The organism is Chryseobacterium sp. D764 (assembly GCF_019317325.1).
In the GTDB taxonomy this organism is placed as follows: Bacteria; Bacteroidota; Bacteroidia; order Flavobacteriales; family Weeksellaceae; genus Chryseobacterium.
On record NZ_CP079219.1, the window covers coordinates 1,324,182 to 1,337,567 of the forward strand.

10 protein-coding genes and 1 tRNA gene are annotated in these 13,386 nt (G+C 35.4%); 7 read left to right on the plus strand and 4 right to left on the minus strand.

Features of this window, described 5'->3' with window-relative positions:
* Window positions 1-48 precede the first annotated feature (48 nt).
* From KYG33_RS05985 to KYG33_RS06010, 6 genes are all read left to right on the plus strand, one after another.
* Window positions 49-414, plus strand: a complete 366-nt coding sequence (locus tag KYG33_RS05985) for a hypothetical protein (RefSeq protein WP_077416584.1) — start codon at window positions 49-51, stop codon at window positions 412-414.
* A 300-nt stretch (window positions 415-714) separates the two neighbouring features.
* Window positions 715-1,239: a hypothetical protein gene (locus KYG33_RS05990; protein ID WP_219072845.1), complete on the plus strand. Its 525-nt coding sequence runs from the start codon at window positions 715-717 to the stop codon at window positions 1,237-1,239.
* Window positions 1,240-1,323: 84 nt separating this feature from the next.
* Window positions 1,324-2,127 carry a molecular chaperone gene (locus KYG33_RS05995; RefSeq protein WP_180563962.1) on the plus strand — a complete coding sequence of 268 codons (804 nt, stop codon included), beginning with the start codon at window positions 1,324-1,326 and terminating at the stop codon, window positions 2,125-2,127.
* Window positions 2,120-3,145, plus strand: a complete 1,026-nt coding sequence (locus KYG33_RS06000) for a hypothetical protein (protein ID WP_219072846.1) — start codon at window positions 2,120-2,122, stop codon at window positions 3,143-3,145. Before KYG33_RS05995 ends, KYG33_RS06000 begins: the two co-directional genes overlap by 8 nt.
* 6 nt (window positions 3,146-3,151) lie before the next feature.
* Window positions 3,152-5,950, plus strand: coding sequence for a hypothetical protein (locus KYG33_RS06005; RefSeq protein ID WP_219072847.1), 2,799 nt, complete (start codon window positions 3,152-3,154; stop codon window positions 5,948-5,950).
* 120 nt (window positions 5,951-6,070) lie between these two features.
* Window positions 6,071-6,232 carry a hypothetical protein gene (locus tag KYG33_RS06010; protein WP_156118919.1) on the plus strand — a complete coding sequence of 54 codons (162 nt, stop codon included), beginning with the start codon at window positions 6,071-6,073 and terminating at the stop codon, window positions 6,230-6,232.
* Window positions 6,233-6,479: 247 nt separating this feature from the next.
* On the opposite strand, the gene KYG33_RS06015 is transcribed toward KYG33_RS06010, so the two are convergent.
* Window positions 6,480-6,551 (minus strand) — tRNA-Arg (locus KYG33_RS06015).
* Window positions 6,552-6,834: 283 nt separating this feature from the next.
* Between KYG33_RS06015 and KYG33_RS06020 the strand changes: the two genes are divergently transcribed.
* A complete protein-coding gene (locus KYG33_RS06020; RefSeq protein WP_077416574.1) occupies window positions 6,835-7,929 on the plus strand; it encodes an alpha/beta hydrolase in 1,095 nt (364 codons plus the stop codon).
* Window positions 7,930-7,987: 58 nt separating this feature from the next.
* Here the strand turns inward: KYG33_RS06020 and KYG33_RS06025 are convergent, their stop codons facing one another.
* The 3 genes from KYG33_RS06025 to KYG33_RS06035 are packed head-to-tail and all read right to left on the minus strand — an operon-like array spanning window position 7,988 to window position 13,241.
* Window positions 7,988-9,748 carry a TonB-dependent receptor gene (locus tag KYG33_RS06025; RefSeq protein ID WP_077418026.1) on the minus strand — a complete coding sequence of 587 codons (1,761 nt, stop codon included), beginning with the start codon at window positions 9,746-9,748 and terminating at the stop codon, window positions 7,988-7,990.
* A 34-nt stretch (window positions 9,749-9,782) separates the two neighbouring features.
* Complete coding sequence (locus KYG33_RS06030; RefSeq protein ID WP_077416572.1) at window positions 9,783-10,274, minus strand: hypothetical protein; 492 nt, start codon at window positions 10,272-10,274, stop codon at window positions 9,783-9,785.
* Window positions 10,275-10,277: 3 nt separating this feature from the next.
* Window positions 10,278-13,241 carry a tetratricopeptide repeat protein gene (locus tag KYG33_RS06035; protein WP_077416570.1) on the minus strand — a complete coding sequence of 988 codons (2,964 nt, stop codon included), beginning with the start codon at window positions 13,239-13,241 and terminating at the stop codon, window positions 10,278-10,280.
* Between the last annotated feature and the right edge of the window lie 145 nt (window positions 13,242-13,386).

A 13,386-nucleotide genomic window follows, 5' to 3' on the forward strand; every position in this document is an offset into this window, starting at 1 on the left:
ATAATATTGTATTTTTGGATAAATAACAGATCAGTGAAAAATTAATATATGTTGAAAAGATATATTTTTTCAGTAATTTTCTTTTTTGTTTCCATGAGCATCTATGCGCAGACGGATGATGTTCAGGTGAATGTAAGACTTTATCCTACACAAATGCTGGCGCTTGGAGGTGACAGCGAAATGGCTGATGATACAGATGAAAGTATCCAGCCGGAAATAAGTTCTGTAATCATTTCAAGTCCGTCAGGCTTTCAGCTGGGAATTCAACAGGATGATAAGGACGAGTATAACCTCATCAAAAGTCAGGATGGAGTTATAGAAAAAAAATTCATGATAAATCAAAAAATAGATAAAATTATAAAACTGTTTAAAGATAAGTCTACTTCTATGATGTTAACTTTAATCTCTCAATAGGCTGTTCTATAGCTTATTTATCATGCAATAAATATTATTTTTTTAAATTTTCAACCATCTGTTTTTAGTAAATTGACAATAATGTAATATTGATTTAATAACATTAACAATATTTTTAATTTTTAATTAACTTAAATCCGCATATTTCTTTATAAAATACTTTTTTTCAGCAAGATTATTTCCAAAACCAAATTTACAAATCTTTAGTACTTTTTCACAAAATAAGTACCTATACCTCTTTCTACATTTGCACCTGAAAAAAAACAAGAATTAATATACTATTAAAACTCCCGTTATTTTATGAAGAAATATATTGTAGCCTCCATGTCGCTATTTGGTTTTGTTGCATTCAAGGCTCAGCAAAATGTAACTTTAAATGTTAGATTAAAACCTATCCAAACGCTTATCGTTAATCCTTCTCAAAAAGTTGTTAACTTAGACTATAAAACCAAAGATGACTATGCAAACGGAGTATCTTCTGTAAATGCTGACCATTTAAGTATTTATAGTACAGGAGGTTTCCAGGTTAAAGTAAAAGGTGCCAATGCAGCATTGCAAAGTGGGGCAAAGAATATCCAGGCCAATACAATCCAGATTAAGGCCAGTGCCGGAACTGAAGTTCTTAACGGAGCTCAGTATGCACAGAATATACAGCTTTCAGCTAATGACGCAATATTAGTAACATCCGCTAATGGTGGTGTAGACAAAAAGATTAACATTGAATATAAAGGTGCTGGAGCCAATGCTTATCTTGACAATTATATTGCAGGTCAGGATCCTACCGTTTATACAACAGAGTTGACATATACTATTATTTCTCAATAAGTATTTAAATATTATATAAACTACTATAGATAAAGTGTTACAAATTGTAGCACTTTATCTGTACTTTAATAGCAAAGTATAATAATGAACCGATCTTATATCTTCATTGTATTCTCTTTACTCCTTTTCTGTTCTCAACTCAAAGCTCAGACAGGTGTATCTGTGTCTCCTCCCAGACTTTATTTTGAATCTGATGCAGGAAAAAGCACCACCCAGAAAGTAACCGTAACCAATGTAAGTGCAAAAAATTCTTTGGATATGGCTGTCAGTTTAGGTGACTGGGAATATAATGAAACAGGAGAAAACAAAATGTCTCCGGCCAATACGCTGCCAACATCTTGCGCCAGCTGGATATCTATAAAAAATGAAGACACCTATTTTACCCTAGCTCCCGGGGAAAGAAAAGATATTGATGTAACCATAACTCCTCCCGGCACGTTGTCAGATCAGATGTTAGCCCATACTGCTGTTCTGTATGTGAGCCAGATGAATCCCGTGAATGATGTAGATAATAAAGGAGCCAATATAAAAGTAAGTATCCGTTCAGGAATTAAACTCTTTCATAAGTTAACTGCCAAAGCCAGTAAAAAAATTGAAATCCATAATCTTACCCTAGCTCAGTCAAAAAAAGACCTCACCATCTTGTTCGAAAATCAGGGTAATATATGGACAGATGGAAAAATACAAACAGAACTTGTCAATACAGAAAACGGCAATAAAGTATCACTTGATCAGATTATTTTCTATACTATGCCCGGAAATAAAAGAGAAGTGAATATACCTCTTCCTTCAACCCTTTTAAAAGGAAAATATACTGCATCGGTAATGATTGATTATGGAGACAACAATAATCTGGAGCTGGCAGAGCTGAATTTTACGCATGAATAAAAAACTGTTTCTTATCCTGTTATTGATCTCCATGAGCTGCTTTTCACAAATTTCATACAGCTCGTGGGTAAACAGTTATCTGCAGATTAATTCTTATAACGGCAATACAAATCCGGATGCGTACACGCTTACCTTATCTGGTAATGGAAATATCAACATCCCTTATTGGAGGGTTTCGGTAAGGTTGAAACAGCCTATCACGTCCAATAATGGAAATTATATTTTACCTGCGAATAAAATTTCTTTTCAGCCGGTTTCATCCTCAGGAAAGGCCTACCCTAACCCTGTTCCGTCTATCCCGCAAATTGGCATGCCGCTTAATGTGATTTTGAAAGAAGGGCAAGAAGTTTTCTTAATTCCCCAGTCAAATGCAGCATTATTTAATCAGCCCGCACAACCGAATGGTTATTACAGCCTTCAGATTAAATACAGCATGAATCTGGCAGGAGGAACCTATCTGGGAGCATATCCTGCCTGGATTACTTTTACAGCGCCATTACAGTTTACTGCTTATGATCAATACAACAATATTATTGGTACTATGGATCATAATTTTCAATTTCAGATCGGCACGCTTTCAGGAACTCCTACGGATATTCCGGAGATGTCTATGAAGTTTGGAGCTGCCGCCATGAACGGCACTCTTGAATTTAAAAATATACAGGATTACGTAAATGGGGCTAATGTAACGTATTCTAATGCACTTATTGTAAAAAGCAATACGAAGTATCAGATCAAATTAAAATCCCTTCAGACTCAGTTCAGTTCATCTGTCGGTAACTTCCTGCCTCTTGATGCAGTACAGCTTAATCTGATTCCTATTTCAGGCAACATGGGAACTGTATATACTGTTTTGCTGAGTACGGCGCCCCAAATTATCGCAGCTGGTAGTTCTACACAGAATACTGATGTTTATTATGACATGAAGTATTCTACTAAACCTAATGATCAAAGATTTATCAATGCCAAAGCAGAAGATTATACGACAACCCTACAATTCGAGATTACTCCTCAATAATTTATAATGCTTCATAACAGGCTGTTCAGGAAAATAATACTTTTTATTGTGATCCCGTTTTCCATTTGGATTTCGGCTCAAACTGGTACAGCTATAAGCATGGAGATCCGTAATGAGCCCAATCAGGCTAATCCTAACATTATAGAAATCCTGCTCGTTTTGAAAAACAATGAAAGCAAACATTTCAAAGGCAAGGTTGAAGTCAGGACTCCCAAAGGTTTCAGAACAATATCTGACAGCAATTCAGAGATAGAACTGAATCCTGGCCAGAATCTGTTTATTCCCATCAAAATACTGACCAGCAACACTATCATCTCCGGTAAAGCAGATCTCACATTCACCATTACTGATGAAAAAAATCAAGAGGTTGTAAAAAAGAGCCTTTCCTATGTGGTGATGGAGAATAACAACATGAAGATAACAGCTGAAAATCCTGTTGTCTACATGGGAACTTATAAAGATTCTCTGGAAGTCCGGGCAAGGGTTTCCAATTTAGGAAATAAAAGACAGCATGTTACCCTTGTATTTAAAATTCCTGAAGCTGCCCAGAAGAACCTTTTTATTGAAAAAAAAGGAACTATCGACGTGCAGAAAGATTCTGTATTTGTTTTTCGGTTTCTGCCTTCCGGAAATCTGCTTAAGAGCCCTCAGTTTACCATTAATATTGCAGGTTTCAGAGAACCGGACAAGGAAATTTTTGGTAACACTTCTATATCGGTACAAAACGTTTCTTCTACCCAGCGTTATCAGGATATGGAGTTCGATATATTTTCAAATTACAGCAAAAACACCGTCACTGCGAGTTACAGACGTGTTGGCAACACTACAGATATGTATCAGCTGATGGGGTCAGGCGGCTTTAATCTTCCTTCAGGTTATATGTTTATCCGCGGTAATATTTATACGCTGAACAATCAAAGAGATCCTGTTGTAAGCAATACCTATATATCTTATCATAAAGAGCAAAGTGAATTCACTTTAGGGAATATCAGTAAAATTATGGAAGTCTCCTTATTTGGAAGAGGTGCAGAATATGCTTACACTTCTCCAGATAAAGACAAGAAAATTGAAGTAGGTTTTGTAGATCAGAGTTTCAGTCTTATTGAAAGAAATTCTTTTCTGAAATACGGATACGGTTTTTATGCCAGAGGAATAATGGGCGCTCAAAATGCATCGAAAAATTTCTCAGCAACCTATATTTTTAAAAATGACCCTTATGAAAAAGCGAATCATCATGTCTTAGGTACAGATATTCAGTATTCTTTCAATAAAGAATGGAAAATGAATTCCAAAATATACAGTGGTTTAAGTTATTATGAAAATACGCATCTTACCCAGCCTTCTCTGGCTTTGGAAACACAGTATTCAGGAAGTATCAAAAAAGTTAATCTGAATGGAAACTATTTCTACAGCAGTGACTATTATCCTGGAAACAGAAGAGGAATGCTGCAAATACAGCAGAATTTTTCAACCCCCATTTTTGAAAACCACTATTTGTATGCGAATGCGATGATCTCTAACTTTTCACCAAAATTTCACTCTTACAACAATGATTTTAAATCAAATACCATAAGAGGAGATATTGGAATCAACTTCGCGAAAAGGAAAAATTCCGGATTTGCTGTGGGCATGCAATATCAGGAGGAAAGCTCTAACAGCTACAATAATTTTTTTGATACTTCAGGAAATCAGGAACTGCAAACACTGAAAGCACTTAGAATCATCCAGAATACAACATGGATAAGCAATAATAGAAAACACTCTTCATTACTTGCACTGGAAGCAGGCTCAGTCCAGTATCCCGATGGCCACAATGCAGAATATCAGATGAAAATCACTGGCAATTACAGTTATAAATGGTTCAATATAAACGGAATATATCAGCATGGCAGCTATTACCTTTCCGAATTTGCTTCATCCAGAAATTTCAATGAGGACATCATGTATAAGAAATTTTCAGTATCCGCTTTTGTCAATAAAAACCTGTTTAGCGAAAAGCTCAATATTACTTCAGGATTATCCTATACTGATGATATTTTATATGGTAAGTCTCCTTCGGGATTTGTTAACCTGAAATATACAAAAGAAAAATATGGAGTATTCCTGAATTCTTCATGGTTTAATTATTCTTCCAACAATTTCAGCAATAATTTTTTTACTATTGAAGCAGGTGTCACCCTGAACCTTCAACCTAACAGACTTATCGCCAGCAAAAAAGGAGAAATAGCTGCATTTGTATTTTATGATAATAATAATAACAGTGTCTATGATGAAGGTGACCAAAGTGCTGAAAATTATATTATTATGATCAATAATGTCTCTTTCAAAACAAATCACGATGGTAAAATTGTGTACAAAGCTATTCCATATGGTCAGTATATGCTGAAACAGGTGATCCAGCAAGGATGGTATTATAATGAACTGGAATTTGAAGTAAAAAAAAGCAGCTATTCTCTTCAAGTTCCGCTCCATCAAAATGGAACAATGCTGGGAAAAATCACTTATGAATTTGAACCTAAAAAAGCATTGGAATTTGAACCTAAAACTGCAGGAATTATTTTCAGCATCTATGATAAAAATAAGTTTATACAGCGTGTGGTTACAGATGACAATGGCGAAATCGGCTCTTTCCTGGGGTCTGGAAATTACAGAATAGAACTTGTGGAAAGTTCGTTACCCGCAAACACCTATTGTGAGAAAATAAACCGCGACTTTACAGTTCAAGCAGGGAAAATAATAAACCTTGAACCCTTTATCATCAAAGTATCAGAGAAAAGGATACACGTCAAGAAATTTGGAAATTAGACGAAGAAAGGCCTTTTAATTGTAAAATATATTGATTAGAAACTTAACATAAAAAAACAAGTGTTTCATAATCTCCATTAAATTATTTGTTTTTATAAAAAAAAATCACTATATTGATATATGAAAAAAAATGATCTTCAGGACAATATAACACACGCAGGTAAGGTTAATGAGAGAACTAAAGCCTTAGAAATCCTTGAAAAAGCAAAGAAAACACAGGGAAAAATTACATTTCTGCGACAAGGCGTAGGAAGAAATTTTAAACCTAAAAACGAGGAATAAGATAAGGCTAAATCATTAGGGAAGCCATTTTAATTTCCCGCAGTGTACGGATTTCATATTTTAATTTAACATTTATCAGATATTACAAAAATCTTCTCAAAGAGAGGGTTTGGTATACATATGTTCTCATATTTTTATTCCCCCATTAACTAATCATAAAAGCTCCGGATATCGGGGCTATATTTTTGCTAAAAATCTATATTTGTGTGTGTGTGTAAACAAAAAAGCTCCTAAAAAAGGAGCTTAGTGACCGCAGAAGGATTCGAACCCTCACTGTCGGAGCCGAAATCCGAAGTTCTATCCATTAAACTATGCAGCCGTGTTCATAAAACAATACGTAATGAGTAATCTCAAAATACCATTGTCATGATTTCGACTGCGAAAATACTGATTTTTTTACAATTTATAAAGCCTGCAAAAGTTTAATTACAAAATCATTGATAAGGTAGATTATCTTTTTGCAGCAGGATCAATGGGGAATATTATGAAGAAAAAGAGCAAACATTTAAAGTTCAGATGTTTAAAAAATAAAATATGTAACATTCAAAATAAACTTCAGACTCATATCATAAATATAAAGCACATTTCAAAGATCAAAAATTATGAGAATTAAAATATTATCAGCCTTTCTGTTTTTCTGGACAGCTGTATTTTTTGCACAGAATACCCCATCCAATGATGAGTATACCAAAGCTAAAGAAATCATTAAAGATCTCGACTCCATTGTTTCCCCCAATGGGATTCAGGAAAGCTATCCTGTTACCATAGGAAGTATAAAACAGCAGGTATATGTAAGAGGACAGAATAAAGAAAATCCAATTATACTGTTTGTTCACGGAGGGCCCGCCTCTCCTGTAGCTCCGGTTATGTGGATGTTTCAAAGACCCATTGAAGAGTATTTTACAGTCGTTAATTATGATCAGAGAGCTGCAGGAAAAACCTATGCTATTAATGATACCGTTAATTTGGGAAAAACCATACATATTGACCAATATGTAAAAGATGTGATTCAGCTGACGGAATATATTCAGAAAAAATACAATAAGAAAAAAGTGATATTGATGGGCCACAGCTGGGGAACGATTGTTTCCATGAATGCTGCCTTAAAAAGACCTGATCTCTTCTATTCCTATGTTGGAATAGGTCAGATTATCAATACCAAAGATAATGAGCGTTTAAGCGTAGAGTTTGCTTTAAAAGAAGCAACCCGTTTAAAAAATGAAACTGCCATAAAAGAATTGAAATCCATTGCACCCTATCCCGGAAATCAGGCGATTACACGGGAGAGAATTATTATTGCAAGGAAATGGCCGCAATATTATGGTGGTTTAACGGCTTTCAGGAATAATTCAAGGTATTATTTCCAGGCCCCTCTGCTCTTCTCAGAATATTCTGAAAAAGATCTTGATGCCCTTGGCGGCGGAAGTCTTTTTACATTGAAAAAACTTTTACCAGAGTTTTTGAATGTTGATTTCAAAACCGTAAAAAATTTCCCTATTCCCGTTTTCATGTTCATGGGACGCCACGATTATACAACCCCTTCTGAACCCACCAATGCATGGTTACAAAATGTAAAAGCTCCTGTAAAAAAAGGAATCTGGTTTGAAAATTCAGCACATTTAATTCCTTGGGAAGAACCCGGAAAAATGCTGGTTACCTTATTGAATGACGTCTTACCAACTGCTAAAGACAAGTAATAAAAAAACCTTACATCCTGAAATGTAAGGTTTTTGTTTTATTGAAATATCTTAAAGTTTAGAATGTAATTTTCACTCCTCCTAAAATCTGTGCACCCAGGACTTTATAGCCTTTGTACGTCTGGTATTTTGAGCTCAGAAGGTTATTTCCGAGTGCGAAAACGCTGAAGTTTTTGTGAATTTTATACTCTGCAGAAAGATTTAAATCAGCATAACCACCCACTTTATCGTTTGTATTCTCCGTAGACTGGTAGATTACCGGAGATCCCACTCCTTCAATGGCAAAAGAGTTTGTCGTTCTGTCACTTGCAAAGATTCCTTTAAATCCTAACAATAGTTTTTTGTCAAGCATCGTATATTTTGCCCCGATGCTCGCATTGAACAATGGAACGTTATAAATATTGTCGTAATTCTTAAGATCATACTTTGTAAATCTTAATTCTCCATCTAAAATCAGGTTTGCTAATGGGAAATACTGCACGCTCCCTTTGATATCGCTTACATTTCCATCATCATAGACCGCAGAGAATGTATTGGCAAAGTTATAGGCAGAACGTTCAACAGAGGTATTATCAAAAAGACCATTGCCCTTAAAGAACATAATATCTCTCATCTTTCCATACCCTGCAGAGAAGTCGTATTTCAGCGTTTCGTCAATGTCTCCTCTCAATCCTACATAAAAGTGATATTTGGTCTCTGTAGGCTTTAAAAACTGATCAGAAAGGATGAATGGATTCGTCTGTAACATATCTCCGTAAGTATTCAGTTTCAGGCCTCCGTCTACCCCACCATAGAATTTAAATTCTTTGGCTGCAGCAAACTGAAACTCTGCCTGCGGGAACCAATAGGTCTTATTATTTTTTTGCTGTTCCAGCTGATCATTAGAGTTTTTAGCATTCAGGAAAGAGAATGATGAACCTAACATTAAATAGGAATCACCTTTTCTGAACGTCACTTTCGGAGTCAGGCTGGTATTGAAGAAATTGGAAGAGTTTTTATCTCTGATGGCAAAATCAGTCTTCACCGCATCCAATCCTACTCCAAGATCAGCATTCAGATTGATTCCTGATTTTCCTAATTCTACCGCATGCTTGGAAAAGTTGGCAAGAATGGAAACCTGGTTTTCCTGAGTATCAAAATGATCTTTAAGGAATGATGATTTTACCCTTACATCATTTAAGATTTCATTGGAATAAAAGTCATAATATCCGTTTACTTTAAACTGATTTACTTTTTGCTTCAGATCAAGCTCACCAGTCGGCTGCATCGCATAGATCCCGTAATAATTATAGTTGTCTAAACCATATTCAGCATTGATATTGAATTTTCCTTTTTCTCCGTAAGAGTTCAGGAAAGCACCAATATTAGCAGAAGTCTGTCCGGATTTCCAGTCATACTCTTTTTTAAGACCATTAGTAGAAAGAACGTGAACATCCGCTCCCACTTCAAATTTATTTTCAAGGGTCTTGGAGATGTTTCCATCTACTAAGATTTTACCGTAATTACCCATTCCGAACTGGAAATAATTATTTTGAGCCGTTCCGTCAAATTTCGGAGCAACATCCTCACCCTGAATCGTTGAAGTTTTGAAATCAGAAACAGCAGGAACATCCGTGATGGTATATTTCACAGGAGTCTGCGATTTCTCTTCCGGCGGATAGTTTTTAATGGTTTCCACAGAAGTCTTCTTCTTCTCGATCTTCTTCACTTCCGGCTCTCTTTTTTTGTTAAGAACCAGTTTTTCCTCCTTGATCTGGGAAAACGCCACTGACGAAATTCCTAAAAATAATATGGATAATATTTGAATCTTCTTGTTCATATTTTCTTTATTTGAAAAAAATATATAACGGGTTTTACTTATTGGAAGCAATATAATTGCCTAATAAAGCTTTCCCTGACTGTTTTGAAAAAGTTCTCCCTAGTCTGAATATATTAAACAGCCAAAGGCTTTGATAAACTTGTAATTTGTATTGATAATTTTTCGTTGTACTGTTCTCAGCTACATCATAACTGTAAGAAATATCATACGGAAATCCTGAAGGCAATAACCCGACTGTAAGCATACTCCCAATCATAGGATTTCCACATGGAGGAGTACGGGTAAGCATCGGATGCAGTGTTATTTTAGCTGTATGGGTACTGTCTTCTACAATTTCATAAATATCTGAATGTTTTAAAATCTCAAATTCATTCTTAAGCTCTTTGTTCACTACAAAAGCCTTTTGCTTCGGAAAGTCAGTTTTTGCGCGATTATACTCTTTAGGATATGCACTGTACGATGGAATGCAGCTCCAGAGTGAAGCCGAAACTAAGAAAGAATAAATAGCAATTTTAAAAACCTTCATGTCCTATTTCTTAATCTGTTTTTTAACTTCTTTTGCTTCTGCAACAATTTCAGGGAAATCCTTATAGTTCGCAATGATCTGATCACATGTATAACTTGCCTGGTAGTTATCCTTCAGGCCGATATAGTTTTTCGCCATCAATACCAAAGCTTTTGCTCCCCAGAATTCTTCTGATGCATAGTTATTGGCAAGCTTAAAGATCGTCTCATTAGAAGATTTGAACGCTTTCCCTTTGTTCTGATAATAGGCTTTTGCATATAAAGCTTCTGCAGCTACTGAAGTGTTGGATGATTTTTCAAGAGAAACATACGCAGACTGTGCATCTTTATCTTTTCCTGAGTTCATCAGACTTCTTGCTTTAATCACTTTCGCAGTTTCAATAACAGCTGCCGAGTTTTTAGAATTAGCAATTACGGCATTGGCTAATTTTTCAGCTTCAGAGAAATTATTTTCTTCTGCATACAGCTTCATCAGCTCAACATTTGCATAATTTTTAATGCTGATATTGGAAGAGTTTTTAATTCCCTCAAGGTACTTTTTCGCTTCTGCAGTATTCCCTTGTGCAATAAAGATTTGAGCTAAACGAGTTTGTGCATCATCCTGGTAATCATTCTGAATTCCAGCAACTTCCTGAAGCACAAGTAAAGCTTTAGTTGAATTATTAGTTTGGTAATAACTTTCCCCCAATTCATACTTCGCCTGGTACAATCCTTCCCCTGTTGGGTTCTGAGTCAGATACTTTTCGTAATAAGAAATTGCATTCTTATAATCTTTCTTCGCAAACAATTGTTTACCTGTTGACAGATTGATCTCATCAATTTCTGCAGCATCTACATTGACACCAATATTTCTTGCGAAGGCTTCATAACCTGAAACATCTCCGTTTTTCGTGAAGACAGGTTTCGCTGCCTGAACAACTTTCTGGGCATATGCTGTATTTTTATACTGCTCACCCAAAGATTTCAGCTCAGAAAGTGCTTTATCATTCTGGTTCTGATCAATATAATTCTGTGCTCTGTAGATTGAAGCATTAGCAATTAAATCTTTATCAGCAGATCCTTTAATCACTTTTCCGAAATAATCATTGGAGTTTGTAAAATCATCCTGAGCAGCATAGGCTGTTCCTATTTCGTATTGAGCATCATCGTAATATTCAGAATCCGGATATTTTGATAAAAGGTTTTTAAGGTTGGTAATTTTCGCCTGAGTATCTCCTTTGAATCCTAAAGCCATTGCTTTTTGGTACAAAGTATAATCCGTTGCATCTTCATTTTTATCATAGATGGCAATCGCTTCATTCAGATCATTATTGGCATAATGAATATCTGCCAGACGAAGTTCTGCATCATTTTTGAATTCCGGCTTCGGATTGGTAAGATATTGTTTGAAATAAGCAGCGGCCTGATCAAATTTCTTGGATTTAAAATAAGCATATCCTAAATCATAAGGAAGCTGTTGTTTTTCAGGGAAGTTTTCGTTCAGAAGCTTTTCATAACGAACAATGGCAGACGGATAATTTCCTTTCTGGTAATACACCTGTGCCAGCCAATATAAAGCTCTGCTGTTAAATTCTTTATTAAGATTGAAACCAAGGCTTCTTAAGAAATACTTTTCAGCCTCGTCATAGTTTCCTTTGTTGAATTCTTCAGTCCCCAATAAATAAGAAACCTCCTGGTCTACTTTATTGATCTCAGGAGTTGAACTCTGTAATCTGTCAATAGCGTTCAGAGTTTCTTTATAGTTTCCGGAATACAGATATGATTTTACCAATAATGATCTCATTTCTGAATCATTGGCTCCATTCTGATTGTCATTGATATAACTTTGGATTACCGCAGAAGGACTTTCAAACGGGTTTCCGATATCGTAACTTAATTTAGCATATTGCTCATGAGCCAGCTTTTTCACTTTTGCATCATAATCCATCTGATAAGAAGAACGGAATGCAGAAAGAGCTTCCTGTTTTTTGTCTACTGCCAGATAAGCATTTCCCAACTGGTAGTAAGCATTCTGTGCCAGGGCTGAATTGCTGTTCAGAAGCTGGTTGTAATAAGAAACTGCCTCATCATATTTTTTTAGCTGTGCAGCTACAAATCCCATCTCATACAAATCGTTTTCAGACGGATTCTGCTGTACACTCAGATAATCTTTCAAATGTGGATAAGCAGACGTATAATCATTCTTCATGAAATAACTCTCCCCGATAATCTTATGAACTTCTGCTTTATAAGAATCAGAAATATTTTCGTTCAACAAAGCATTTCCTTCCGTAATTGCCTGATCGTAGTTCTTATCATTGTAATACATCTGTACATAATAAGGACGTACCAGCTTTGAGAACTTATCCTGATCTTTTATAGAATCAAAATACTGGAAAGCTTTATCATTTTGTCTGTTGCTGTAATATAAATGCCCCAACATATAAGCGATTTCTCCTTTTTGAGACTGATCAGCTGTTTTATAAGCTTCCTCCAGGGCATCGATAGCTCCTTTAGAATCACCTGTCATAAATTTCGCATACCCAAGCTTCAGAATATACTGTGTATTCTCTTCTTTTGAAAGCTGATACTGGTTTACTTTTTTCAAAGTCTCCAAAGCTTTATCAAAATCTTTTTTTGCCAAGTAGTAATCTGCCAATGGAAGATTAGCCTGTGCAAAATAAGCAGAATTCGGATATTCTTTCATGAAAGCGGTTAATCCTTCTTCAGCATGATTTTTCTGAAGAATCACGCCAATCACATTATCAAAAAACTGCGCAGCTTCTTTTTTCGAACGAGACAAGTTCTGATTGTAGAAATATTGTCTTGCATATTCGTATTGAGAAGCGTTGTATATTTTGGTCTGATAAAGATTTTCGGCTAGATTAAACCTGTAATTTTCTTTCTGGGTAAAATATTGGGACTGCTGAGCATCGGAGATTCCGAAATAAACTACTGCAGCCGCTAAAAGTATTTTTTTTGATTTCATTCTTCTTGATATAAGAAAATTAGTCTAAATAAGTTAACGAAAATATTAAAAACTTATTGTTTAAGCAAGTTTTAACAGATTTATTAGGTTTAAATAGCAATTTAGCAATGATGAAAAATTTCTCACCATTCAATGATAAAATTTA

What these genes read in the sequence shown, in the direction of transcription:
- KYG33_RS05985 (WP_077416584.1), top strand. Translation starts at nt 49, where the DNA reads ATGTTGAAAAGATATATTTTTTCAGTAATTTTCTTTTTTGTTTCCATG.
- KYG33_RS05990 (WP_219072845.1), top strand. Translation starts at nt 715, where the DNA reads ATGAAGAAATATATTGTAGCCTCCATGTCGCTATTTGGTTTTGTTGCA.
- KYG33_RS05995 (WP_180563962.1), top strand. Translation starts at nt 1,324, where the DNA reads ATGAACCGATCTTATATCTTCATTGTATTCTCTTTACTCCTTTTCTGT.
- KYG33_RS06000 (WP_219072846.1), top strand. Translation starts at nt 2,120, where the DNA reads ATGAATAAAAAACTGTTTCTTATCCTGTTATTGATCTCCATGAGCTGC.
- KYG33_RS06005 (WP_219072847.1), top strand. Translation starts at nt 3,152, where the DNA reads ATGCTTCATAACAGGCTGTTCAGGAAAATAATACTTTTTATTGTGATC.
- KYG33_RS06010 (WP_156118919.1), top strand. Translation starts at nt 6,071, where the DNA reads ATGAAAAAAAATGATCTTCAGGACAATATAACACACGCAGGTAAGGTT.
- KYG33_RS06020 (WP_077416574.1), top strand. Translation starts at nt 6,835, where the DNA reads ATGAGAATTAAAATATTATCAGCCTTTCTGTTTTTCTGGACAGCTGTA.
- KYG33_RS06025 (WP_077418026.1), bottom strand. Translation starts at nt 9,748, where the DNA reads ATGAACAAGAAGATTCAAATATTATCCATATTATTTTTAGGAATTTCG.
- KYG33_RS06030 (WP_077416572.1), bottom strand. Translation starts at nt 10,274, where the DNA reads ATGAAGGTTTTTAAAATTGCTATTTATTCTTTCTTAGTTTCGGCTTCA.
- KYG33_RS06035 (WP_077416570.1), bottom strand. Translation starts at nt 13,241, where the DNA reads ATGAAATCAAAAAAAATACTTTTAGCGGCTGCAGTAGTTTATTTCGGA.